Annotated in this window: 24 protein-coding genes; 7 read left to right on the forward strand and 17 right to left on the reverse strand. The window is 41.6% G+C overall.

The genetic code is table 11. From position 1 onward, the window contains the following. Window positions 1–109: 109 nt before the first annotated feature. The 3 genes from CDC37_RS05375 to pirA form a co-directional block, all read right to left on the reverse strand. Window positions 110–883, reverse strand: a complete 774-nt coding sequence (locus CDC37_RS05375; RefSeq protein ID WP_231943228.1) for a phosphonate ABC transporter ATP-binding protein — start codon at window positions 881–883, stop codon at window positions 110–112. Between the two features lie 172 nt (window positions 884–1,055). Then, window positions 1,056–1,979: a phosphate/phosphite/phosphonate ABC transporter substrate-binding protein gene (locus CDC37_RS05380; protein ID WP_096620827.1), complete on the reverse strand. Its 924-nt coding sequence runs from the start codon at window positions 1,977–1,979 to the stop codon at window positions 1,056–1,058. Window positions 1,980–2,360: 381 nt separating this feature from the next. After that, window positions 2,361–2,519, reverse strand: coding sequence for an arginine synthesis PII-interacting regulator PirA (gene pirA / locus CDC37_RS24030; protein ID WP_157780660.1), 159 nt, complete (start codon window positions 2,517–2,519; stop codon window positions 2,361–2,363). A gap of 137 nt (window positions 2,520–2,656) precedes the next feature. On the opposite strand from pirA, the gene CDC37_RS05385 reads away from it, so the two are divergent. Next, window positions 2,657–3,445: an SAM hydrolase/SAM-dependent halogenase family protein gene (locus tag CDC37_RS05385; RefSeq protein ID WP_096620828.1), complete on the forward strand. Its 789-nt coding sequence runs from the start codon at window positions 2,657–2,659 to the stop codon at window positions 3,443–3,445. 346 nt (window positions 3,446–3,791) lie between these two features. Here CDC37_RS05385 and rocD read toward each other — a convergent pair whose 3' ends face one another. Continuing rightward, a complete protein-coding gene (rocD, locus tag CDC37_RS05390; RefSeq protein WP_096620829.1) occupies window positions 3,792–5,039 on the reverse strand; it encodes an ornithine--oxo-acid transaminase in 1,248 nt (415 codons plus the stop codon). A gap of 915 nt (window positions 5,040–5,954) precedes the next feature. Then, entirely contained in the window at window positions 5,955–6,407 is a 453-nt protein-coding gene (locus CDC37_RS05395; protein ID WP_231943229.1) for a thiol-disulfide oxidoreductase DCC family protein, read from the reverse strand. 407 nt (window positions 6,408–6,814) lie between these two features. Between CDC37_RS05395 and CDC37_RS05400 the strand changes: the two genes are divergently transcribed. Then, window positions 6,815–8,485: an NAD(P)H-quinone oxidoreductase subunit 4 gene (locus CDC37_RS05400; RefSeq protein ID WP_096620831.1), complete on the forward strand. Its 1,671-nt coding sequence runs from the start codon at window positions 6,815–6,817 to the stop codon at window positions 8,483–8,485. 384 nt (window positions 8,486–8,869) lie between these two features. Here the strand turns inward: CDC37_RS05400 and CDC37_RS24035 are convergent, their stop codons facing one another. Then, complete coding sequence (locus CDC37_RS24035) at window positions 8,870–9,046, reverse strand: hypothetical protein (protein WP_157780661.1); 177 nt, start codon at window positions 9,044–9,046, stop codon at window positions 8,870–8,872. 134 nt (window positions 9,047–9,180) lie between these two features. Between CDC37_RS24035 and CDC37_RS05405 the strand changes: the two genes are divergently transcribed. After that, window positions 9,181–10,611 (forward strand): peptidoglycan DD-metalloendopeptidase family protein, encoded by a 1,431-nt coding sequence (locus CDC37_RS05405; RefSeq protein WP_231943230.1) that lies wholly within the window; start codon window positions 9,181–9,183, stop codon window positions 10,609–10,611. Between the two features lie 142 nt (window positions 10,612–10,753). Here CDC37_RS05405 and CDC37_RS05415 read toward each other — a convergent pair whose 3' ends face one another. Both CDC37_RS05415 and CDC37_RS05420 read right to left on the reverse strand, forming a co-directional pair. Further along, complete coding sequence (locus CDC37_RS05415; protein ID WP_096620833.1) at window positions 10,754–11,215, reverse strand: HNH endonuclease; 462 nt, start codon at window positions 11,213–11,215, stop codon at window positions 10,754–10,756. Further along, window positions 11,212–11,451: a hypothetical protein gene (locus tag CDC37_RS05420; protein WP_096620834.1), complete on the reverse strand. Its 240-nt coding sequence runs from the start codon at window positions 11,449–11,451 to the stop codon at window positions 11,212–11,214. Before CDC37_RS05420 ends, CDC37_RS05415 begins: the two co-directional genes overlap by 4 nt. A gap of 578 nt (window positions 11,452–12,029) precedes the next feature. Between CDC37_RS05420 and CDC37_RS24685 the strand changes: the two genes are divergently transcribed. Then, window positions 12,030–12,254, forward strand: coding sequence for an SH3 domain-containing protein (locus CDC37_RS24685; protein ID WP_172892757.1), 225 nt, complete (start codon window positions 12,030–12,032; stop codon window positions 12,252–12,254). A 29-nt stretch (window positions 12,255–12,283) separates the two neighbouring features. Here the strand turns inward: CDC37_RS24685 and CDC37_RS05430 are convergent, their stop codons facing one another. From CDC37_RS05430 to CDC37_RS24040, 4 genes are all read right to left on the reverse strand, one after another. After that, window positions 12,284–12,730: an acyl-CoA thioesterase gene (locus CDC37_RS05430; protein ID WP_096620835.1), complete on the reverse strand. Its 447-nt coding sequence runs from the start codon at window positions 12,728–12,730 to the stop codon at window positions 12,284–12,286. A gap of 172 nt (window positions 12,731–12,902) precedes the next feature. Next, window positions 12,903–13,988: a T3SS effector HopA1 family protein gene (locus tag CDC37_RS05435; protein WP_096620836.1), complete on the reverse strand. Its 1,086-nt coding sequence runs from the start codon at window positions 13,986–13,988 to the stop codon at window positions 12,903–12,905. 358 nt (window positions 13,989–14,346) lie between these two features. Continuing rightward, window positions 14,347–15,582, reverse strand: coding sequence for an aminoglycoside phosphotransferase family protein (locus CDC37_RS05440; protein ID WP_096620837.1), 1,236 nt, complete (start codon window positions 15,580–15,582; stop codon window positions 14,347–14,349). Between the two features lie 3 nt (window positions 15,583–15,585). Next, window positions 15,586–15,762 carry a hypothetical protein gene (locus CDC37_RS24040; RefSeq protein WP_157780662.1) on the reverse strand — a complete coding sequence of 59 codons (177 nt, stop codon included), beginning with the start codon at window positions 15,760–15,762 and terminating at the stop codon, window positions 15,586–15,588. 689 nt (window positions 15,763–16,451) lie between these two features. Here CDC37_RS24040 and CDC37_RS05445 point away from each other — a divergent pair. Next, window positions 16,452–17,807 (forward strand): ATP-binding protein, encoded by a 1,356-nt coding sequence (locus CDC37_RS05445; protein ID WP_096620838.1) that lies wholly within the window; start codon window positions 16,452–16,454, stop codon window positions 17,805–17,807. Here the strand turns inward: CDC37_RS05445 and CDC37_RS05450 are convergent. After that, a complete protein-coding gene (locus CDC37_RS05450) occupies window positions 17,791–18,981 on the reverse strand; it encodes a glycosyltransferase family 4 protein (RefSeq protein WP_096620839.1) in 1,191 nt (396 codons plus the stop codon). The two genes, CDC37_RS05445 and CDC37_RS05450, sit on opposite strands and share 17 nt — an antisense overlap. Window positions 18,982–19,131: 150 nt before the next feature. Here CDC37_RS05450 and CDC37_RS05455 point away from each other — a divergent pair, with 150 nt between their 5' ends. Next, on the forward strand, window positions 19,132–19,476 hold the full coding sequence (locus CDC37_RS05455) for a translation initiation factor (protein WP_096620840.1): 345 nt from the start codon (window positions 19,132–19,134) through the stop codon (window positions 19,474–19,476). Between the two features lie 376 nt (window positions 19,477–19,852). Here CDC37_RS05455 and CDC37_RS05460 read toward each other — a convergent pair whose 3' ends face one another. Both CDC37_RS05460 and CDC37_RS05465 read right to left on the reverse strand, forming a co-directional pair. Further along, window positions 19,853–20,452, reverse strand: a complete 600-nt coding sequence (locus CDC37_RS05460) for an SH3 domain-containing protein (RefSeq protein ID WP_096620841.1) — start codon at window positions 20,450–20,452, stop codon at window positions 19,853–19,855. 63 nt (window positions 20,453–20,515) lie between these two features. Continuing rightward, window positions 20,516–20,710, reverse strand: a complete 195-nt coding sequence (locus tag CDC37_RS05465; RefSeq protein ID WP_096620842.1) for a DUF4089 domain-containing protein — start codon at window positions 20,708–20,710, stop codon at window positions 20,516–20,518. 288 nt (window positions 20,711–20,998) lie between these two features. Between CDC37_RS05465 and CDC37_RS05470 the strand changes: the two genes are divergently transcribed. Next, a complete protein-coding gene (locus tag CDC37_RS05470; protein ID WP_096620843.1) occupies window positions 20,999–24,190 on the forward strand; it encodes an efflux RND transporter permease subunit in 3,192 nt (1,063 codons plus the stop codon). A 146-nt stretch (window positions 24,191–24,336) separates the two neighbouring features. On the opposite strand, the gene CDC37_RS05475 is transcribed toward CDC37_RS05470, so the two are convergent. Next, a complete protein-coding gene (locus CDC37_RS05475; RefSeq protein WP_096625942.1) occupies window positions 24,337–24,990 on the reverse strand; it encodes a DUF1295 domain-containing protein in 654 nt (217 codons plus the stop codon). A 200-nt stretch (window positions 24,991–25,190) separates the two neighbouring features. Then, on the reverse strand, window positions 25,191–25,661 hold the full coding sequence (locus CDC37_RS05480) for a hypothetical protein (RefSeq protein ID WP_096620844.1): 471 nt from the start codon (window positions 25,659–25,661) through the stop codon (window positions 25,191–25,193). Window positions 25,662–25,785: the final 124 nt, after the last annotated feature.

Consider the following 25,785-nt stretch of genomic DNA (forward strand, 5'->3'; position numbering starts at 1 on the left):
GTAAAAGTGGTTTTGAGTCAGCCTGGAAAATTTCAACAAAGTACCTCCAAAAAAATTTTAAATACTGTATTTCTCAAATTTGCTTTAACCAAAATTGCAAGCAAAAAACTCAATTTGTAACCATTTGCATAAACTTGTCCTGCAACTGGTCGCACTCCCCATCATAAACAACCTTTCCTGCATCTAGAATAATAGCCCGATGGGCATATTGTCTGGCAATTCCCAAATCGTGTAAAACCGCAACTATGGTGATTCCCTTGTCATAATTCAGGGTTGCTAAGGTTTCCATTACCTGCTGCGATGCAACCACATCCAATCCGGTTGTCGGTTCATCTGCAAGCAATATAGACGGTGATTGAATTAATGCTCGCGCGATCGCCACCCGTTGCTGTTGTCCACCACTAAGTTGATAAACTTTTTGATACACATGTTCACGCAACCCTAACCGCTCTAGTAATTCTATTCCTTGACGACGGTCTTGCTTCGGAAATCCAAATAGGGTGTGCTGGGGTTTGAGGTTTCCTAATTTACCACACAAAACATTATCAATTACTGATAGTTGCGGTATTAAACCTCCTCCTTGAAACAACATTCCCACTTGACGACGGATAGGGGATAGGGTGTGGGAACTTAAGGGAGTACCATTGATGACAATCTTACCCCGCGTAATTGGCATTAATCCGATTAGCGATCGCAGTAGGCTAGATTTTCCAGCTCCGTTTAATCCTAACAAAGCGACAAATTCCCCCCGTTGAACCCGACAATCGATTCCATTCAGAATCGGACGCTGTAGGTTTTGAGAATAGACGCTCTCTAAACCTAAACACTCGATTACGGTTTCTTTCGTGGGATTTTGGGGATACTGGAAGGATGGAATGTTCACTTGCTTAGAATAAATCCTATTTGTTTCTATTGGTTATAGATACACCCAAATCAATAGTTACGCTCCAAGAATGAAGCTTAATACAAATTTTTACTACTAAGTGATTTTGTTTGTATACAACTTGATCTAGGGCTATTTGTTAAAGATTACTAAAAAATAGCCCATGTAGCACCTACGGTTCAATACCAATACGTTGCAAAGCTGTACGAACAGGAGCTAGATGTCTGGAATGTTGAACACGTACTAATCTGGTGGAGTTGTACAAGTTACGTAGCAGGGAATTATTTGCTGGCTCATTTAACTTCAACATTGCTGTAATCAACCTTTCTCGATCCTGAGGACTTAAATCATCATCAAAAGCTACACCATGAGCGGGAACACCGGGAATCTTATACAGCACCCGTAATTGCGATCGCTCTTGTTCAGTAATGTAGGGTGGGAACAAAGCATATTCAGACACAGCAGCAACATCTGCTTGTCCCCGCAAAACAGCTTGTAATGCTTTGCTGTAGTTTCCACCGTAGGTAACTTGTCCGAAGAACCCGTCTAAACGGTCTTTATTGGGGACTAGTCTAAATTTCACCAGTTCACTCACCGGAAAAATAAAACCACTACCCGATGTGGGAGAAGTAAAGGACATTCTTCTCCCTTTGAGTTGCTGCAAAGTCCCTTGCGATTGTCCAGTACGCAAGGGACTATTCCGAGGAACAACAAAAACGGAGTTGTAGGTAAACCCACCGGAATAATTTTCCCGCACTTCAGCCAGAAATAATCTTGCATTTGCGAATTTTTCTGCTTTCAAAGCGGGACGACTGCTCAAAAAAGCCACGTCAGCTCGATTTGCTCTCAATGCTTCCACCGCAGCTGTGTCATCACCGATTTGAGCAGTGATATTCATTCCTGTTTCTTTAGATAGGAATGCAGCAACCGCATCAGCTTTCGTTTGTAAATCGGTGGTGTCAGAACGACTAGGAAAGACAATATTAATTGTCCGTTTTCCCTGAGCTAACAGTTGTTGCGCTCCCAATCCAGCAGCAGTTAAACCTGTGAGGGTGGTGAGTATGATGGCGCTGACCGCTTTTTTGCTAATAATCATTAGCAATATACCTCCAAAATTATGCTTATGATTTTATCCAGCAAAATTGCAAACTTTTTGCAAAAATTACTATGTAAATATTCGTACACTTCATATCTAAAGTCAATAACTTACGTTGCAAATAATTTCAATAAATAATTTCGAGCGCAAAAAGGTGGGAATTTGCACCTGTCTCTGTTGGAGGTGAATGAGATTAATCGGGAGTTTTCTTTCGCTGGACGTAAACCCTGACACAAAAAGGCGATCGCACTGAGGAGATAAGAAAAAGCACCTGATCAATTTGCTTTTATCCCGCAGGCGATCGCCAGCTAATACTGTTCTACTTGAGAGGACTCCCAAATAATTCGTAATCCGTAATGACAAATTACAAATTACGAATTATTACAAATCTTTCATTTCAGCTTCTAGTTGACGAATTAGTTGCTCATTACCTTGGCTTCTAGCTACTTCTAATCTGTGTTCCAGGATTTTTTTGAGATTTTGACGGTGGACTTCGCGAGCATTTCTCGCTGCTTCTGCTTTATTTCTGTTGATATTCATAGACGAGACTTCTTAACCTGGGATCATCACTAATATATCTTCAATCCTTAACATAGCAAATAAATAGTAACGATTGTTACAGAAAAAATACAATTTATTATATATTTAAGTTTTGGGCCTATAGGAAATTAATGTAAATGCCTGAGCCTAGGTTGTTAACATTGCTGACCGACTTTGGCGATCGCGACATTTATGTAGGAGTGATGAAGGGAGCGATCGCCCAGGTAAACTCAGCGATTCGGGTGGTGGATTTGACCCATCAAGTTCCACCCCAGGATATTATGGCTGGTCGGTTTGGGTTAATGAATGCCTTTCCCTATTTTCCCCAGGGGACGGTGCATTTAGTGGTGGTAGACCCTGGTGTGGGTAGTCAGCGACGGGCAATAGCTTTGGAACTGGAACAGGGGTTTTTAGTTGCACCGGACAATGGGATTGTCAGTGGTGTAGTGGAACGCAACCAGGTATTACGGGTGGTGGAGTTGACAAATCGGCGGTATTGGCGAACAGAGATACCGAGTAGAACCTTTCACGGACGGGATATTTTTGCTACAGTTGCCGCCCACATAGCAAGTGGGGTGTCACTGCTAGATTTAGGTAATGAAATTGATGTAAATAGTTTAGTCAGTTTAGATATATCTTTACCAAGGTTGACCACAGATGGGGTGATTGGCTGTATTCAGTATATAGATAGATTTGGTAATTGCATCAGTAATATTCCCGATGATATAGTAAACCTGGAAACCTGGTCAGTACGCATTAATGGTAAAGTCATACCGAGTGGCAAAACCTACAGTGATGTGGCAGCAGGAAATGCGATCGCCCTTATTGGTAGTGATGGTTGGGTGGAAATAGCCGTTAATGGTGGGAATGCACACCAGCTATTGGGTCTAAATTTTGCAGATACGGTAGAAGTAAAAATTTATTGATATTTTGACTTTTAAGTGCTTAACAGCTTATTTTTTTTCGGTCAGGATATTTACCTACAACCTGACTGAAATTTTCCACAACTACCTAGCATCCACACTACTCCCTACATGTCTACACTTTCAAGTCAGTCCTCCATGTCGTTTGGACACAACCAAACCATGAAAAACTCATTCCTACTATTTCGACCACATTAATGGTGAGGAAAGGTAGGTAGTTGCGCTCATAGCGCTTTACAATAAACCTTTTTCGGGGCTAAAGCCACAACTACGAACCCCTCAGAACCTATGTGGTCTAAATACTATTACCTATTTTCTCGCAAGACAATAATTTTTCTACCGACCCAATTTACTCAACTAGTAGCACCTCTGCAATCCTTTCTAAAGACCAATCAATCTCTTCCTGATTAATTACAAGCGGAGGTGCAAAACGAATCACATGATCCCGTGTTTCTTTTGCCAAAATTCCTAACTTTGCCAATGCTTTACAAAAACGTCTTGCACCACCTGAAGATTCGTGTAACTCAACTCCAATTAGTAAACCCTTACCACGTACCTCTTTAACGTGGGGACTCTTAATTAAACGCAATTTCTCGATAAAATATTGTCCCAGGTTTGCAGCCCGTTCCGGTAAATCTTCCTCTATAATTACATCTAGTGCAGCAATTCCAATCGCTGCGGCAAGGGGATTACCACCAAATGTACTACCGTGGTCACCAGGAGTAAAAACTCCCATGACTTCATCCGTACTCACAAATGCAGAAATGGGATAGAAACCACCAGAAAGTGCTTTACCAACAGTAATACCATCAGGTTTTACCCCTTCATGCTGAAATGCAAACATCTTACCAGTCCGTCCCAAACCAGTTTGAATTTCATCGAATATCAACAGCACATTATTTTGCCGACATATTGTCTCTGCTTGTTTTAAAAACCCATCACTTGGGACAATAATTCCTCCTTCACCCTGAATCGGTTCAACCAAAAATGCTGCGGTATTAGGTGTAATTGCATCTGCTAAAGCTTGAGCATCACCGTAAGGAATCACTTTAAATCCAGGTGTTAAAGGAAAGAATCCATCTTGATATTGTGCTTCGGTGGAAAAACTGATTAAACTAATAGTTCTCCCAGAAAAATTATTACTACAAACAATAATTTCTGCCTGGTTTTTAGGTACACCTTTAATTGTATAAGCCCATTTACGAATTGCTTTAATAGCGGTCTCAACTGCTTCTGCACCAGAATTCATTGGTAGTACTTTACTTAAACCAGAAATTTGCGAGAGTTTCTCATAAAACAAACCTAGCTGATTATTACGAAAAGCACGAGAAGTCAGGGTAATTTTACTTGCCTGCTCTATCATTGCCTGCAAAATTCGCGGATGGCAATGACCTTGATTTAAAGCCGAGTAAGCACTGAGACAATCTAGATATTTTTTGCCTTCTGTATCCCATACCCAGACACCTTTTCCTTCAGTCAGAACTACATCTAAGGGGTGGTAATTATTTGCTCCATATTGATTTTCAAGTTCAATATAATAGTTGATATTACTGAAATTAGAAATCTGATTTTTCCGGATAGTGGATGCAGCTTGCATATGATATTCCTCAAATTATTTATCAATGAACAGTGGATGAGTATTATCTCCAAGAAATACTCATTTTTAACTAACATGCATTTGACCAAATTGCCGAACAGTTATCTTTAATTTTGAGCAAAATAGGTAAAACCTCAATTTTGTCTGGGGGGGAAAGTAGAGTTATGAGTATAAATGTCTGTAACACTGGACAATTTTGATCAAACCCAACTTCACATCTGAGCTTCCCACATTCAGCCTTTTCTCGATAAGTCTAACCGACATCACCTGAAGCTTGTCACCGTAAAAACTAGGTAAATATGGGTGCTGATTCTGAACAAAGGTTTATCTAACAAATCCATACCCGCGGCAACTCTCCACCAGAAATCGGGATAAAATCAAGACCGATATCGGTAGTTTGCGGGACGATACCCATTAATAGCTAGTTTTCAATTAAACTAACTATTTAAGCTATAGATATATAAATTATGTAGACAAACTTCAAAATCAAAAGGATTGAAATTAGCAAGCTAAAATTGCAGCAGTATACCGACTTAGATAAATACGAAAAACTTACAATTACCTGGGTTAGTAGCTCTATGACGCGAAACCACTTGCCCATTCTACCTGTGCGTAGGATTTAAGACGCATTACGTGCGTCACGGCTGACTTGCTTAGATGCTGTGTTACCTCAATAACAGTCATCTATACCTCAATAAAAAATTTACTTGCTACAAGTATTCTCAAGATGGAAAAAATTGAAGTTTCCATCTAATTACTAATTAAAACAATATTTTCCCAAAAAAGCAAGCCAAACTCACAACTCCTAATTAATAAGCCAATCCCCACCCCCCACAATGTACGGGACAGACCACAAATCTTTTGTAAAGCTTAAGTGTTTTTGGTTAAGGTACAAGATTGAATAAGAGTTATTTCTTAGTCAACTCGACAACGCCCAGTATCGACACAATCTAAACTCTGCTGTCGCCTTTGGATAATTGTGGCTAAATCCGGTCTACCTGTCAACTTTAAGCGCAAATCTGCCCAAATTCCATACAGAAAATCCGCTACAGCCCCAATTATCGGTAGCTTGGTGATTGCGTATACCCAACCCATCCCCAGTACTTCGTAGACACGGCGAAAAACCTCCACATTTTTGATGACTGTCCCATCCGGTAAAATTGCGTGAATTCGTCCCATTGCGGTTGCAAAATCCACTCCTCCATGCATCTGGGGGTCGTAATTTAAGTCAGCAATATCGACGAAAGCGACTAATCCCCTACCAGCATCGCGTTTTCGTAGAAAATTCACTTCCCGCAAACACAAAGGACACTCACTGTCGTATAGTAATTTGATTTGCCAAGATGGTTTGGAGACGGCAGTAGACATAAAAGAGCTTCTTTTGAGGATTAAAATCATTCTGTTTACTTTATCAGGACTTACGCAAGGACAACCTAAACACCGTGATTGCGACCGAAGATAGACGCGCAGCGGATCGAATTGCTTGTGTAGCAATCCCAAACACCTGATTTCTCATCACGAGTGTGTAAGTCCTAATTTATATATCTTAATCACTTTTACAAAAATTCACATCATCGTGAAGGTAATGAGGATGGGATACCCAAAGGCACAGGACTAGAAATTCCCCGCAATGCCATGATTCCGGAATTTAGGAGTGACCGAACCAGCATACCCTGTGTCTCTCTATATCTACCCCTGGTGAATATTTATGAAGATTTTTTACAAACTTTAGTATGATAGGTATAAATAGCAAATGAGTATTTATTCTTATTGAGATGATAGCAGAACGATTTCCTTGGCTAACTGCGATCGCGCTACTACCCCTAGTAGCATCTTTGTTTATACCCGCATTGCCAGACAAAGGTGGAAAACTGGTGAGATGGTATGCCCTAGGTGTAGGTATTGCAGATTTGATGTTGATGTGTTTCGCATTTTGGCAACACTATGATGCCAGTAGTGCCACATTCCAACTAGCAGAAAGTTATGCTTGGATACCCCAGTTTGGACTAAATTGGGCTGTCTCAGTCGATGGAATCTCTGCACCTTTAGTATTATTGGCGGGATTTGTCACCACCTTGGCGATGTTTTCGGCTTGGCAGGTTGACCGTCGTCCCCGTTTATTTTATACATTGATGCTGTGGCTGTATTCTGCTCAAATCGGCGTGTTTATTGCCCAGGATTTGATGTTATTTTTCATCATGTGGGAAGTGGAGTTAGTGCCAGTTTACCTGCTGATTAATATTTGGGGCGGACAAAAACGTCGTTATGCCGCGACCAAGTTTATTCTTTATACTGCGGCAGCTTCCATTTTTATTTTAGTGGCAGCCTTGGGGATGGCTCTTTACGGTAATGAGTTCAGCTTTGATTTGGCGGTTTTAGGTTTAAAAGATTACCCATTGGGACTAGAATTATTACTGTATGCGGGTTTATTAATCGCCTTTGGTGTTAAGTTAGCGATATTTCCCCTGCATACATGGTTGCCAGATGCCCACGGGGAAGCCTCTTCACCTGTATCGATGGTTTTGGCAGGTGTATTACTAAAAATGGGTGGATACGGCTTAATTCGCCTGAATATGGAAGTATTAGCCGATGCTCACATATATTTTGCCCCGGTGTTAGCAATTCTAGGGGTGGTAAATATTGTCTACGGAGCCTTGAATTCCTTTGCCCAAACAAACATGAAACGCCGACTTGCCTATTCATCTGTATCCCACATGGGGTTTGTGTTGTTAGGTTTAGCATCCTTCACCGACCTGGGTGTGAATGGGGCGATGTTACAGATGATATCCCACGGTTTGATTGCCGCCGTCCTGTTCTTCCTAGCAGGTGTCACCTATGACCGGACAAAAACAATGGTCATGGATGAAATGGGTGGAGTTGGTCAAGCGATGCCAAAAGTATTTGCACTGTTTACCATTGGCGCAATGGCATCCTTAGCCTTACCAGGAATGAGTGGCTTTGCCAGTGAGTTATCAGTATTTGTGGGATTGACAACCAGCGATATTTACAGTTCGGCATTTTGTGTCGTGACGGTGTTTTTGGCTGCTGTTGGCGTAATTCTTACACCGATTTATTTGTTAAATCTATTGAGACAGGTATTTTACGGTACAGGTGCTGATTTAAAATGCGACCTGAATGATATGCAAAACCAAGGGGAAGAAGACACAGTTTGTTTTGGTACCGATTGCGTTTTACCCAATCAGTCGATTTACCGAGATGCCAGTCCACGGGAAGTATTTATTGCAGCCTGTTTTCTGTTACCAATCATTGGCATTGGTCTTTACCCGAAATTAGCAATGCAGATGTATGATGTGAAAACTGTGGCAGTTAATAGTCATGTACGGGATTCCTACATTCAAATTGCTGAAAGTAATCCTGCTATCTACAGGAACACCTTGGCTGCACCGAAATTGGAGATGACCCAGGTTTTGGGAACTGTAAAGTAATACGATTTTGGATTTTGGATTACTCTTCGGTTTATCCGCGCTACGCGGGTCTACACATTTTGGATTATACTAATTCTCGAAAATTCGGTAGGTTTATCCTAGCCATCGGCTATTGCGAATTGGGATTAAGTAGGTGGGTGGTGAAAATTGTCGTTGAGATCAGGGAGTAGAGACGACCCGTCGGGTCATCTCTATAGGGAGTCGGGAGAGACGCGATATATCGCGTCTGTACGGGAATAGTGTCCATTGGCTTGCTATTCTAAAGTTTCTATAATTGCCGTGTGAACGAGTTTTTTTGTGTCGATAGGATAATCCGTGTCAATATAACCACTGCACAATTTTCTCCGTTGTCATTGCCTGGGGGTAATGTAAAATCAAACACTCTTAAACCGCCACATCCAGGGTGATACGTTGTTCTAAGATGGGGGAATAGGGAAATTGGGATATTTTCCATTTCGGGCGATGATTCGGGAGCTTTACGTGTTGTCGGGAAGAAGTTCGTCTGGGTTGATTGTGTTTCGGTTTACTAGAAGACTTTGAAATCACCGACAGGTTTAACATGAATTGTTGCCGATGTATATTTTCAGCCCATCACATTTTTGTTGGCATGCCATCAACCTTGACATAGATGCTTGAGAATCATTATTATCGACCCGTAGATGATTCCTCAACACTACTTAACTTGGAGGTTATCCTTGTTACAATATAATTTGCCGCATAGTGGTCAGGATGTCGCGAATTCGAGTATTCTGATTGATGCAAATGACCGAAAACTTCAGGAAGTTGTTTTCAAACTGGGTTTTGCCATCTCTATCGGAACCGTGGGTGTTTTACTTTCAGGACAAACTCAACCAGTGTTTGCCGTGGAACCAGTCGAAACCAACTTAGTCGGTGAAGGGAGTTCTGAAGATTTTGTGATTGATCAGGGTGAGCAAATTAGCAGCGCAATTCTGCGACAAAAGGTTAATCGACAAGACTCAATAGGTGGTGTTGACGATTCTCTGAACAATCAGGGAAATATAGATACAGCGCAAGGAAAGGAAAATACAGTTAAGCTGCAATTACAACAAAAAACCGACCGTTTCAGAGCAGATTTAGCCCAATTAGGAAGCGAGCAAATTGATTCAGTTTCAGATAATGTCAGGGGCGCAGCAAAACGATATAAAGTTAAACCAGGAGATACTTTAGCAAGCATTGCCCTCCGTCATCAAGTATCAATTGCCGATATAGTTGCAGCCAACAAATTAATCAATCCTCACCAGTTGAAAATTTCCCAAGTATTAATAATTCCAGAACCAAAGTTAGTAGCAGCAGAAAATTATTCTGGGGTAGGGGGAAACACACCCATCCCACCAGCGATCGCAGAAATACAGCCAACATCACAAAATCGGCAAACAGGTATAATCAGCCAAAATTCTGGACTTTCCATCCTCAACACGGAAATTGAATCCTTACGTCAGCAATACCGCACTCAACAATCTCACTATCAACAAACCGCTCCCATCAATATCAACTCCAATCATTCTGTTCCCATAGCCGTACCCAGGTACAATCAAAATTCAGCCACTGTCGTTATTCCTGTTCCTGCACCCCTTACACAACCTTCCCATCGTCACCCAGCTACTACCCCCACACCAGTCGCTTCCGCAAATATACCTAAATTACCACCCTTAGCAGCAGTTGATCGCTATCTTCCCCAAGTTATCGACGAAAATGCTGCTCCACCAATAGCTCCAGGGACGACAAATACAGCCTATATTTGGCCTGCAACAGGAATATTAACTTCCGGTTATGGTATGCGTTGGGGGAGAATGCACAGAGGAATCGATATTGCCAATAAAATTGGTACACCCATCGTTGCAGCAGCAGCTGGTGTGGTAGAGTTTGAGGGGAAAAAACGTGGCTATGGCAACTTAATTGATATTCGCCACCTTGACGGTAGTTTAACTCGCTATGCCCACAACCACAGACATTTTGTCACAGTTGGTCAAAAAGTTCAGCAGGGAGAAATGATTGCCCACATGGGTAATACTGGTTTTAGTAGTGGTTCCCATTTACATTTTGAAATTCATCCTGCTGGGAAAGGTGCTGTTAACCCTGTTGCCTATTTACCACCACGGGTTTGATTATTAGTCATCGCGATCGCAGCTATTTTCCAATCCATATTTCCCAGACGGGGATAGGCTTTTCGCAAGTGTTGGTGTTCTAAAAAATGCTAGCCGATCGAAAGGAATAGTTGCGATCGCTCCTTAATACCAGCTAATACTTCTAAACCTCGCTTGCTAATCTTGGATCATCTTCTGGTGGATGCCAACCACCTTTTAACCAAAGCCGACGCGCTTTGATAATCGAACCCTCATTATGGCGCTCATCATTCAAATCGAGACGGTTGCAAGTTGCGCGTCCAGTTTCTGTAATCCCAATGATTTTTAGACCATCTGCTGACCAAATAAAATGCTCCGACCATTTTTGGGTACGGGGATTAAAAATAGGGATATTTTTCCCTGTTTTCGGGTCAATACCAGTAGTAAAATTGTAGCGATAACTATTGCAGCGCTGACATGCCAAGGCTAAATTATCCGATTTATCCGAAGAATTGGGAAACGATTGGGGAATAATGTGGTCGATTGCAAATAATGCCGAACTCGCTTCCTCCAAAGCGTGACAATACTCACACAGGTAATTTGCACGTTTCCCAACTAATTTTCTGGTTGCATCATTAACCGTCATGATTCGGCAATAATTTTGGCATTAAGTAAAGTAAAAATACGATCGAGTTCCAATATCCCCGTCAATTCGGCTTCTTCTTCCGATGTCAGCGTATCGAGTTTTTTCTTGTCATTAAGATCATCGAGCCGCGATTGTAGCTCTGGGGTAAATTTAAATAAATATAAGTCTCTAACTTTACTAATTTTGATGCCAGATTCTACCCAGGATGAGGGTTGAACCATCATTTGAGTAATCATAGTGGGTTATGGTACGGTGTATAGCCGTATTTTAGCAGTGAAAAATTGTGATAGTTACAAAATTGGGTGGATACATTCTCCTAACAATGAAATTATAAAATTATAGAAGTATAGAAGTGCGATCGCTGCATCCCCTGCTCCCGAAAGCTCAACTTACCTGGATTTCTCACGAGTAAGTTGTAAACCTTGAGTAACGAATTCATTTTTCTTCTATACCCTACGGGTACGCGCAGCGTTGTCGTAGACTAGACGCTACGCGTCTACACTACTCCCGTACAGACGACCCGTCGGGTCGTCTGTACTCCCTACTCCCTGTGAGTTTTAGGGTTTTGTGAGAAATGCGGGCTTAGTGGATCAACTCCAAAATAAAACGGTATAATTTCTTGTCTCACATTTTTATGCCCTGCCAAAATAGGTATTTTATCTGACCAAGATTAAATCAATATTAAATATATTGGGAATATTAAATGACTCTCAATAAATAAAATATGCCTAAGAAATACTTTTTGATGACGCTAATGACTACTCTGGTTTTTGCATCTACTTTTAGCTTAAATAGTAGAGCAAATGCACAGAATATGATTTGTACCGTTACGGACCCAACTGGAACACCTCTCAATGTTCGCGATCGCCCCAATGGCAAAGTAATAAATAGTCTCAGAAATGGCAGAGATGTAGATATTTTAGATATTAAATCTGACAATCGCGGTCGTCCTTGGGCAAGAGTTGCTGGATATCACAACAACAGGTATCGGGTCTGGGGATGGGTCATTCGGGAATTTATTAGCTGTTATGAAAGTTAAATGATACGAACATGAATTTAACTTCTATCCTACATAATTCTACGTGATTTATCCCGCTCAAAATTTTCTCGTCCTCGCCGGAAATTTTCTAACCAATTTAAGATGATTTCCGGTAATTCCTGTTTTGTGCGGGTGGCAATATCAATACAAACATGGCGAGTGAGAGCTTTACTAACCACCATATCCCCCACTAATATTTCATAACTAATTTCAAATTTATCTCGACCTAATTGTTGCGGTATCATTTTAATTAATAAATCATCGCCGCAATACATGGGACGAAAAAAATCGACATTAGCGTGAAGAATCGGAAAAGCAAGGGGGGAATTACCAAAAAATTCCCGTAGTTGAATTTGATTTGCTTGCAAGGATGCTTCGTAGGCTTCATGGCAAATACTTAAGACATTAGCAAAATAAACTACTCCCGCAGCATCAGTATCGGAAAAGTGGACTGTTCGATGGTGTGTAAAAGGCATTTGTTTGTAGGTAGGGAAGGGAGAGCAAGATTAATTGACAACTGAATACAAATATAAATTGAAAATTGGACGTTGCGTAGAGACGTAGCATTGCTACGTCTAAAAGGTATTGCTGAATGCGAATATGAATTGAACATTTGACGTTGCGTAGAGACGTAGCATTGCTATATCTCTAATTTGTGAGGGTTGGATAAATATCCTCGGAACCGGGATTGAGGTAAGGCTTTTGTAAATCAATTTGTTGCTGGGCAAAATGTTTATTGATACATTCGATACGTTCCAATTCTGAATCTTGTCCATTTTCCCAGGTTTCAATTAAGGCGTTGGTAATAATTTGACAACGATTACTACCGTATCCTTCCTGGGGATAAAATTTTTGTTGAGGTTCTTCCGCAAATCCAATTCCTGGAGCTAGATATTTGGTCAAAATTGGTATTTCTGGGTGAAAATAGTCTTGGGAATAAATTTGGCTCAGAATCTGATGAATCTTACCATAATCCTTTAAGTTAAAAATCAGAATACCTGCATCATAACGGGTAAATGCTTGGGAATGACACAGCATTTGCAAAGTAAAATAAATTTCTGCGTGATTAAGTTTATGGGTAAGTGCATCAATTAGGACTACACCTCCGGTTGCGCTACAGTTCAGATAAATTCTTCCCAGTTGGGGATGATTGCGATCGCTTGGTTCGATTTTGCCGATATTACTAATGGCTATATAGTAACCATTATGCAATCGGTTTTTGGGCATTTTAATCGCAATATAATCCCCCGGACGGGGTGTTCTGGGACTATCCCAATGGACTCCTCTGGTTGCGTACATGGTTAGTCCAGCTTTAGTGACGGCTAAACTACCATCCGGTTCTCGTCGCAGTACTTCCCAATCTGGTTCTAGATATCCGCTTCCGTGGTTATGACTGTGCAGTTTTTTGTAAAAGTCTATTTCTACCCCCCAGGGTGAATCGTTTTCCAAGTTGTGGTGGAGTAGATAACCTTGGTATTGACTATCAAGATTGTGGGTGTTTTTAATAATTTCTACTAAAGCTGCACTATAGTATGTACCATAAATAAAATTTCTGAGAATAACATTTAAATATTTACGCTGTAACTCACCGGGATTTTCTGTAAAGCGATGTACGGCTTCGGCTGTGATGGTAAAATGATACAGGGGATGTTGAATACCCATGTTTTTATCAATACGAATATCACGGGCGATCGCACTAATGACATCGCCGGAGGGAACTACATTATTCAACATAATTAAAGGTTAATATAAAAGGGTTTGCCTAATTCGGCAATTGGTGAATAATGAAAAATTTAAAAATAATCTCTGGGCATATAATTAAAGAATACAGGATACATAATTCCGGATTGATAAAGCTTTTATAAAATAGTTCCCTTGGAATGTGAGATTACGTAAGAGACGACCCACCGGGTAAAGGAAGACCCACCGGGTAAAAGACGACCCACCGGGTCGTCTGTACTGGGGAGTATGGGGAGAATTAACCCATTACTCAAGGCTGATCCCGCAATCACTCAAAATGCAGTTTGCGCTGACAAAGAGTAATCCATAATCCAAAATGCGAACAGTTTCAGTCCCTGTCAACGGACTAGAATTAACAACCGCGTAATCTGGTTTTTGAGTAATAAATTGGTAGCAGGTTTTGTTTGTTCTCCATTTTGGGTACGGGATGCAATTTCGTCGTGGGAGCAATGATTTCAGCTTCGGAAATTCCAAAGACTGTTTGCACAGATTTTTGGGGTATGGTGATGAGGTTTTTAGCAACTTCTAAAGTGGCAATTCCCACCCGATTAAAGGTTTTTTGAGACAGAATTGCGGCTTGTTGCTGACGAATTAATACCAACCCAGCAAATTGGACCACCCGGACAATAAAATCACGTCGGTATTCTAAAATCCGTGGGAATGAGGTAATGTAACTACGCACTAAAGCTAGTAAATAAGGATACAAAGATTGAAGGGGAACCATCGCCAACTGTAGAGATTCTTCTAATCTGAGGGATGTATCAACAACAATACTGCCTAACCAAATACGTAGATGTTCGGCGATTAAAGTTCCCACATCATAAATCGGGTCTCCCCATCCACAAGCTTCCCAGTCAATGAAGCGTACCAGTTTACTCTCAACATCGCAGTTACCCGAACGGAGGAGAATATTTTCTAACTTCAGGTCATTATGGGTGACACAACAGGGTTTCCACTCATAGGCTAAATCCGCGATCGCAGATTCTAAGGTTTCGTGACGCTGATATAGTTTGTAGAATTGAAATGCTGCTTGGGGTACATTACCAAACATATCCGGTGCAAGCACTTCTATCCCCTGAGCAGGATTGTAGGATTGGTAGCGAATCATCCCTTGCGGTGCTGTTGCTAACATCGTCCGGTATTCACGACGGTTAAAGGTCGCTCGATGTAAAGCTGCTAAACTACTACCGATTTCTGTGGCAATCCGTTGATGAACTACACCACCTTGACGATAAAACTGTCCTAACTCTTGATACTGGGGGAAATACTCCCGCACTAAAATTGCATTCGCGCCATCATAATGAATTACCGATGACGCGATCGCTGGATTATTCCCTAAGACTGGAAACTTACACAGTAACTCGTGAAACAACCACTCATTAAATAATTCGTGGGGCGCATTGTCAAATTGAGCCGATTCTTCCTGTTTCACGAGCAGTGTACGATTTCCAGACAAATTGACCCGAAAATTTCGATTCTTACTACTCTGAGGCAATTCAGAATCTGCCGATGCGCCATCTTCCGAGCTACACAGCCCTGCCTCTTGCAGGTACTGAATAACATTATGCGAAGATAGTGATGATAACATTTACTATTTTCCTAGTTCCTTGAATTGCTGCAAAAATTTACTTATACCTAACCGTTGGCAAAACTCAGCAAAATCTGGTAGATAGTCTTTTTCGGTATGAATACTGTCAGTATCAGCATGACCTGTTGTTTTTGTGCTACTTCCTACTATTATCCGATTTCCCCGATAAAAAACTGCCAATTTGGCATTTTTCCCTTTACTTTTTCTTTAATTTATGCATGGACAGACGATTAAATCTTTAAAAACCCATCATCTCCATCATCTATGGATACATATTTTCGCTGAGTGGCAACAAAGACATTCTCTCATATTCCGTACTGATCGAGTTTGAATTTTTGATCTAGATTAATTCATCTTCTTTATATCCTAGCTACCAACATCTACAAAGTACACGAAATTATATTAGCTCTCCGGAATAGTTTGATCCTTTTTCTGTGGGGTATCCCTATTCACAGCCGCTAATAATAACACATACAAATTCAATACTCAATTTCCTTCTAGGTAAGGGATACAAATATTTAGTCCAGGAATAAAAATCATATCCAAGATTACCTTTGTCGGATTACGTATAGAAAATAGTATATATCGAAACAGCTTTTTACATTTAAGGAAAATTCCTCTCAACAAATCGCAAAATCCAGAATTTTTGCATCAATGTATCAGTAATTTAAGTTAGTATCATGAAAATTTTTCTCACTTCCAGAATCCGAATAAAATATTGTTGGGTTAGCTTTTCCACTCCACGGGAACAGCTATAGGTCAATAGGGTTCAGTAAAAGATATTTCTATTCCCTACTCCCGTACAGACGACCCGTCGGGTCGTCTGTACTCCCTACTTCCTTGATTTTTCTGAATACAGGAATGAGAATATGGACAACCAGACAGTTACCCAGGTTCAGTTTCTACAACGTCAAGCAGCTTCTTTGTTGCTGTATCAATCGGTATTGCAATCAGAGGTAGGGATAGCCTTTGGGGAACTGTTAGAAGTGATCCGGTATGGGGATGGGGATGGTCGGGGATGTTTGCAAGCTTACGGCAAATATTTTCATTGTTTAGCAACTCAGCAGCAGAATTGGGAAGACTTTTTAATTACCCAAATTTTGTATGCAGATAATCCCTTTTCTCGTCAAGTGCAAGTGTGTAAGTTTGCAGAGTTGTCACCAGCTTTAATTAATGCAGTGCGTCACGATTTGCAAGCTTTACAAAGTTTGTATGAATGTAGCTGTGCAATTTTGAGTCATTGGGTGCAATCGGTGGTGCATTTACCCGTGTCTCCGGTGTTGTGGTATCAAGAAACTTCCTCCTATCCCCATAAATCAGCAGAAGTGAAAACACTGATGGAAAAATTTCATACAGAGGAGGATTGGGGAGAACTGGTGGAGGATTTAGCCAAACACTATCAAAAATGGGGAATGGGTATATTTTCCCAGTATGGCGCTTTTCGCTGGGAAAACCATCAATTGGTGGGAATAGCGCATCCCGACCCAATTACCCTGGGTGATTTAGCGGGATATGAACATCAAAAAGCTACTTTAGTGAAAAATACTCAAGCTTTACTTTCTGGATTTCCAGCTTTGCATGTTTTATTGTACGGTAGTCGGGGTTCAGGGAAATCATCCCTAGTCAAAGCATTATTAAACGAATACGCTGATTCCGGTCTCAGGATGATTGAGGTGGGGAAACAAGAGTTAGCAGCGTTACCAGAAATCATCGAAAAAATACGTAACCTGAGTTTAAAATTTATCATTTTCGTCGATGACTTATCCTTTGAAGATGACGACGATGCCTTTAAATCCTTGAAAGTAGTCCTAGAAGGGAATTTAACAGCCCGTGCTAACAACGTAGTCGTTTATGCCACTTCCAACCGAAGGCATTTAGTGCGAGAATATTTTAGTGAACGACCCAAACCCAGCGAAGCAGACGAAATCCATGCCTGGGACAGCAACGAAGAAAAATTATCCTTCAGCGATCGCTTTGGTTTAACCTTGACTTTTACGCCAGCCGATCAAAGCACCTACCTCAATATTGTCGAGCATCTCGCGAAAAAGGCCAACATAACCATCAAACCAGAAGAATTGAAATTTCAAGCACTACAGTGGGCTACCCGTCACAATGGACGCTCCGGACGTTCCGCACGTCAATTTATTGATTTTCTGCGAGCAGAACTTGCGACGAAAAGAAATCGGGTTTCAAAAAGAAACCCGATTTCTAACACCAAGTCGTGATTTGCCGTTCTTGGCAGACTTGTCGATAAACTGCTTCGGTTTGCAGTGCTAATTTACCCCAGTGAAAGCGGTGTTTGAGGTCTTCGTAGGCATTGTCGATTAGCCATTGCCGATAACCAGGGTTTTTTAAAACTTCCAAAATTCCCCACGCAAGGGAGTCCGGGTTATTGGTTTGGGTGACAACACCAGTGCGGGTGTGTTGAACGACTTCCGGAAAACCACCCGTATCGGAGACAACTACAGGCACACGGGAAGCAAAACTTTCGAGGGCAACAATACCAAAGGGTTCATATAAACTGGGAAAGACTGCACAATCAGCAATGGTTTGAAATTTATCTAAGTATTCATCCGATAGGAATCCGGTAAAGTAGCATTTGTGCCAAATACCCAGATTCCAGGCTTGTTGTTTGAGGTGGTCGGTATTACCACCGCCAATAATCACAAATTTGACATTACCACCCATCTCCGTGAGAACACGGGGAGCAGCACTCAGGAGGAGGGGTACACCCTTTTCGTAGGTCATGCGACCGACATAGTAAACGATTTTTTCCCCATCTTCCGCATAGAAGCGGCGAAAATCCTGGGCATGAAAATTGAGGTGGTGACGTTTTTTTTCGGGACGGATACCGTTGTAAATCACATCCATTTTTTCCCAGGGTGTATCAAAGGCGCGTTGTAATTCGTGACGCATGTAATTAGTACAGACAATAACTCGCCACGCTTCATAGACCAGGTTATATTCCTTCAGGTGGATATAGCGTTGGGTGTCATTATGGATACCATTATAACGACCGTATTCCGTGGCGTGGATTGTGGCAATTAGGGGAATTTTGAACAGATGTTTGAGAGCGATCGCCGCATCTCCAACTAACCAATCATGGGCATGGATTAAATCAAAATCCCCAAGTTCTGAAATGAGTTGACCTCCCAGTTTTCCCATACTTTCATTCATATTGACAACCCAATGGAAAAAATCATTTCCAGGAGCAACGGGCACTCGGTAAACATGGATACCTTCCACAGTTTCCTGAGTTGGTGCAGAGGCAAATTCAGGGGTGATAAGATGTATTTGGTGTCCCAGTTTGACTAGTTCTGGGTATAATTCGCTGACATGACGAGCAATTCCCCCGACAATGCGCGGTGGAAATTCCCAACTCAGTACAAGTATTTTCATGGGTGTTGACATAGGGAAGCGACAAAAAAAAGGCAAAACAGCAAATAACTGACTGTTGGGAAAGGATGAGGGTTATAGGGATACGCAATTACTGCATGTAAGTAAAATTAAAAAGAATAAGTTTAATATATAGGTAATATATAGGAAAAAATGTCACCCAAAAAGAAATCAACTAATGAAGGTGTAGTTTGGCAGGAATTCGGTCATGAGAATTTAGCCGCGACAGCAAGACCAACCCCCGAATTACCACCTTCCCAGCAAAATGTCCGGGTACAAGCCACCCGTGCAGGTCGTAAAGGCAAAACGGTCACGGTAATTACTGGTTTCCAAGCTCAACCGGAAACCTTGCAAGCTTTGTTAAAAAAACTAAAATCCCAGTGTGGAAGCGGAGGAACCATTAAGGATAATGAAATCGAAATCCAAGGCGACCATAAGCAAAAAATTTTAGACATCCTGCTGCAAATGGGATATAAGGCTAAGATTAGTGGAGGTTAGGAAGAAATTGGGGAACAACAGGTGATGGAACTCCTGCTCATCCCCCTGCTCCCCATGGGGAGGTATGAGAATTAGCGGAATACAGTTCCCTGGGAAAGTATTTTCAGTCGCCAAAAGGGCAAAAAATAGGTATATACTTAGGGATTGTGGAAAAAAAGACGCGATATATCGCGTCTCTATATATCACAAGAATTAGAGGGGGTTTTTAGTCGCAAAAAGCGCTTTCCCAATAGGTCTATGGAGTTCAAAAACCTTACATTTGTAATTTTTGAGAGCCAAACAAAAGTGGAATTTTTAGCTTAAAACTATTCCCTGTACAAACGCGACATGTCGCGTCTCTTTTCCGCCAATCCTATATGATATACATATTGTGGTTTTACTGATTTCGGCGGTATTCGCTACCAGATGCACGAAAACCTTTTTCTCGATATGTTATTACCCCATCGTTGCTACCAGCAATTACTAATTCCGTCTCTCCAAAGGGGATAAATCGGGCATAGTAACTAACCTGGTCTTTGACAGCGACGTAGGTAATAAATTTGCTGCTGGTGGTACTGGTTTCAAATTTGGGAATCTTGGCGGAGACTACGCCCGTAATTTCCGTTTGCTCACGACGGTTGTCATAAACATTCATTAAACTTTTGCCTGCTTCCGTATATATCCGCAGGGTTTTGCCCTCGGTGACAAAATAAAGTAAGGTGGCAGCATCACTGGGGTTGGTCTCACCACGCAATTCAATCACATCTTCCCGTACCCAACCGACTTGATTACTAGCGTTACCATACTGGACTTTGTACCAGGTATATCTGTCACCTGCGGGTTTGAGTTTTTCCAGGATTTTTACCTCGTCTCCCGCATTACCTGTGTGAACAATATTATGATTAACTGAAGCACCAGCACGGATATTTACCTTGTTAGTAGTACTACTATTGCTTTTTAAGACAGCATTGCTCCCTGTTACGGTTTGTGTTGGCATAAGCCCCCCTGGGATGTATTTTAAAAAGTTTTTTCCTACTCTAAATATAATTGGTCACTTAAATTACGGTTCAAATTTACCGAAAATTTCCATATTCTCAGGTAATTCAAATTCATTGACTAATTTAGCTTGGGTATAAATTCGCTCTAGATTTTCTGTCACCCCAGTACGATATTCATCCCGTAATTTTAAATCTATTAATCGGGACATTTGTTCTACAAAAGTATTGAAGTCCAATTCCAATTTCTTTTCAGACATGGTTTTATCAGCCCAAGGTATCCCCACATCATCACATAATTATGACTAAAGACACCTAGTAATATTCAGGAAAATCTAGATAATAAACACATAGCAATTACATTATCAACCCCCCATAATCATACCAACTTTGAAAGATGAAGACGACAGACGGAAAGATGAAACCCTTGTATAACAAGAGCTTTCCCATGAAAAATCCATAGACTCGCAGCGTCCAGTCCAGGACAACGCTGCGCCTATCCCCTTTCTGAATCGAAAATCCACAATCCAAAATCGCATAACCTCACCATGAGTATCAGCAATCTATCTATCCGTCGTCACATTGGTACATTGATGCTAACTCTGGCGGTAATTATCGTCGGTTTATTTTTCATTATTCAACTGCCTGTTGATTTACTTCCTTCTATTACCTATCCCCGTATTAGTGTGCGGGTGGGAGCTCCCGGTGTTTCCCCAGAAGTGGCGGTGGATGAGATTACCAGACCCCTGGAGGAGGCTTTTGCAGCGACAGAAGGAGTGGTGCAGGTCTACTCGGAAACACGGGAAGGTGTGGTGAACCTGCAATTATTTTTTGAGGTTGGTGGTAACATAGATCAAGCCTTAAATGATGCGACAGCTGCCTTTAATAGAGCGCGTGGGACTTTGCCAGACATTATCCAGGAACCCCGGATTGTCAAAATTGACCCTTCCCAGTTACCAGTATACGAATTAGCCCTGACTTCCCCCCAACTATCGGGGGTGGATTTGCGGGTATTTGCCGAGGAAGAATTAGCCAGGGAGTTGACAGTAGTACCGGGAGTTGCAGCCGTTGATATTTCCGGTGGGGTTGGGGAAGAAGTCCGTGTAAATATAGATTTGCAGCGCTTACAGGCTTTAGGAGTAGGGTTAACAAACGTTTTAAATGAATTACGCGATCGCAATCAGGATATTTCTGGTGGGAGAATTCTCGGTGATAGTTCGGAACCCTTGACCCGTACCGTGGGTAGGTTTGCGAATGCAGAGGAAATCAAAAATTTATCTTTTATTGTCGCTGGAAGTAACAGCACTAATTCGGAAAATCCAGTTTCTTTACCAGCTAAACGGGTATATTTACGGGATTTTGCGGAAGTGATTGATGGTACAGAAAATCAGCGGATTTTTGTTTCCCTCAACCAGCAACCAGCAGTGAAAGTGAGTATTCGCAAACAACCGGATGCCAACACAATTACGGTGGTAGATGGGGTCAAAAATCGGTTAGAAGCCTTGAAAAAAACCGGTGTTATCCCCCCCAATACCTTACTAATTCCTACCTTAGATGAATCCAGATTTATCCGCAGTTCCATCGCCAATGTCACCACCTCTGGATTACTCGGTGCAGGTTTAGCGGCATTGGCTGTAATTATATTTTTAGGTTCCCTCCGCCAAACTTTTATTATTATCGTTTCCATCCCCCTAGCTACCCTTGCAGCAATTATTTTGATGGGATTATTTAATCTTTCCCTAAATATTTTTAGTTTGGGTGGATTAGCCTTTGGGGTAGGGATTGTAGTCGATAATTCCATTGTCATGTTGGAAACCATTGCCGATGGAATCAATCACAAAAAACAACTCGCTGCGGCAGAAAATCCCCATCCCACTAGCTTAATTTCCGTTGTTGATGTTGCAGCAGAATCCAGTCAAAAAGTTGAATCAGCCCTCATTGCTTCCACTGCAACTAACCTGGTTGCGGTCATCCCCTTTTTACTCATCGGTGGATTTATTTCCTTAATTTTTAGCGAATTAATCCTCACAATTAGTTTCGCTGTCGCTGCTTCTATTTTAATTGCAGTCACCGTCGTACCCATGTTGACATCACGGATGTTGGCATGGAAAATATCAAGTGGTCTGCACCGCTTTTTCCTACTTAGAGAATTTAACCTCCGCTTTCTTGGTTTTACCAACCTCTACAGCAAACTTCTGGGAAAAATTCTCAAAATCCGTATTCTGGTATTAGCACTTACCATCACCGTCTTTGCAACTAGCACCTGGTGGATGTTACCCCAAATCCCCCAGGAAATCCTACCCCGAATCAACACCGGACAAGCGAGTTTATTTGCGAGTTTTCCCCCAGGGACACCCATTGAAACCAACCGTCAAGTGATGACGAAGGTAGACGAAATCCTGCAAAACCAACCGGAAACCGAATACGTATTTACCAGCGTCGGTGGTACTCTATTTGGTACTTCCACCTTTGCCAATCCCCTCCGCAGTTCCAGCACCATCACCCTTAAACCCGGTAGTGATGTCAACGCCTATATTGAAAAGGTGACAAAAGAATTTAATCAACTAAATTTGGTTGATATTCGCTTGCGACTTGCACCGGGACAAGTACGGGGTCTAATCCTGAATAATTCCCCTACCCGTGGTGCAGATTTAGATATTGTTCTCCAAAGTGAAGATAGTGATGCTTTACAAGCTGCTGGAAGACAAGTATTAGCCGCACTCGACCAAAATGTCACCCTCGCGAGATTTCGTCCCGACGCAGACGACCGTCAACCGGAAATCCAAATCCGTCCCGACTGGGAAAGAACCGCCGAATTAGGTTTAACAGCACGGGATATCGGTGATACAATTCAAACCGCCATCGAGGGAACCATTCCCACCCGCTTACAACGGGGAAATCGCCTGGTCGATGTGCGGGTGCAATTAAACGAACAATCGATTCAAAACACTTCCCAACTTAACAGTTTACCCCTATTTACCCAAGGAAATCGCCAAATTCGCATCAGCGACGTGGCAACCATCCGCGAGGACTTCGCACCCGGTGAAATTAAGCGCATCAACCAACGACAAGTATATATTATTGCAGGCAACTTAAGTGAAGGTGCAAGCCTCAGTCAAGCCGCAAATCAGGTCGAACAAGTCCTCGATGAATTGGAATTACCGGAGGGAGTCACGGTTCTCCCCAGTGCTGCGGCAGATTCCAACAACCAACTGCAAAATTCTCTGAAAATTCTAGGGGGATTGGCCATATTCCTAGTGTTTGTGGTGATGGCGGTACAATACAACTCCCTCGTAGACCCTTTAGTAATTATTTTAACGGTTCCCCTAGCAATTACCGGGGGAGTCTTAGGATTGTACATCACCCAAACCGCCATTGGTGCAACGGTGATAGTCGGTGCAATCCTACTGGTGGGGATTGTGGTCAACAATGCAATTATCATGGTGGAACTAGCCAATCAAATCCGTGCAGAAGCCCAAATTACCCGTCAAGAGGCAATCGTCCAAGCTGCTCCCCAAAGATTACGTCCCATCTTTATGACCACCCTTACGACTGTTTTGGGGATGTTTCCTTTAGCACTGGGAATTGGCGAAGGTGCGGAATTTCTCCAGCCAATGGGAGTGGTTGTATTTTCCGGATTATCCCTGGCCACCCTCCTCACCTTGGTAATTATCCCTTGTTTTTACGTCTTGTTGCATGATATCTTCGCATCCCGCTGGTTAAAGGTATTTCGCGGGTAATCCAATTTGGGATTGGGGATTAAAACCAAAATTATTGTAGAGACGCAGCAATGCTACGTCTCTACGCAACGTCAAATTTTCAATTCATCTTTGTATCCAGCAACATCGATGACCAGACATGATATGATACATTTTCACAATTGGTATTAAGAAATAGGGGATTGATTTTGAGGTTGAGAACTTTCACCTAGTATATTTGGTAGTAGCAATCCTGAATTATTTTTATATGCAGCAAATTCTGGATAACGGGATAATGATTTATCTTTTTTCAGCATATTGGGAATAAAAATCACAATAATAAAGCCAGCAAAAATAACAAAGGGAAGCCAATGTTGGGTTAGCATGGCAAAGGAAGAGTAAATAAAAATCTCTCCTAAATAATTAGTATTGCGACTACGAGCAAAAAAACCCTCCGTAATTAGACCGGGACGATATTTCAGGGTGTAATATTTTTGTGCATCACTGGTAAAGTGGAGAAAAACACCAATAATATTCAAAGAAATTGCCGCAGCAACCAGGGGGAGAGGAGGAACGCTACCCCTACTGATGAGAAGATAGGGTGCAACCCAGTATAGGCAAACCACTACAAAAGCCAGGATAGCTTGTATTAAAGACACCTCCTGCTCCCATTGCTTATCCGGATAAATGCGGTCTTTCAGCAACCATAAAAATCCATAGGTTCCATGTAGCGCTAGATACACCCAAGCACCAAGAGTAAAATTATCGAAGAAAAACATCATTCCCAGAATTACCAAACCAGTCAAGGCTTTGCTGAGATTTATGGGGTATTTGACCTTAATCATCATTAACTAATTAGATTTACGAACTTAGACTTACAAACATTTTCCATTGTAGGGAAATTTTATTTATAAAAAAAAGACGGGCAAAACCCGTCGGCAAATAATTGATTATGTGGTATTATTTGGGACAAAGACTAAGCAATAAAATTGTGAAGAAAAGTCACGGTGCTGAAAAACGTTATTTTTCAGTGCCTTTTATTTTAGAAACGATAGCCAACACCTACTTTCACAGGGAACTCACCGGAAGAAGTTAGATAAGTTACATCACCATACAGAACTACATTTTTCGCGATCGCAGTTTCTGCACCAGCTTGTAAAGCAAGAGAAGAGTAGTCATTTGTCCCATTTAGAGCAACTCCAGGACCAACGTAAATATTGGTATTTTTCGCAATTCCAGCATCATAGGTAACTGTACCAATAAAAGCTGTATCATTACTGTCGGGGAAGTAGAGTAGGGAAGGACGGAGGGAAACGGGTAATGTTCCTAGTTGTACACGTCCATTAATACTAAGGGTACTATAGCTACCTTGACCGGAAACAACACCAGCACCGACTCCAACATAGCTTCCATCTAAACCTTTTTTTTCTGCTAATGCGGGTTTGCTTGCAACTGCAAATACTAACGCGGATAATGCGGAGAGGAAAAGTACGGAGTTTAATTGCTTACGCATAATATTTTACCTTGTGAACTTGATGTTTGGGTTTGAATCGAGAACCGAAGTTCTAATATATACATCAAACATCAAGTTAGTGATTTCGGAATTTTCCCAATGAATATTATGCTTTTCTCAAATT

The organism is Calothrix sp. NIES-3974, assembly GCF_002368395.1.
GTDB lineage: Bacteria > Cyanobacteriota > Cyanobacteriia > Cyanobacteriales > Nostocaceae > NIES-3974.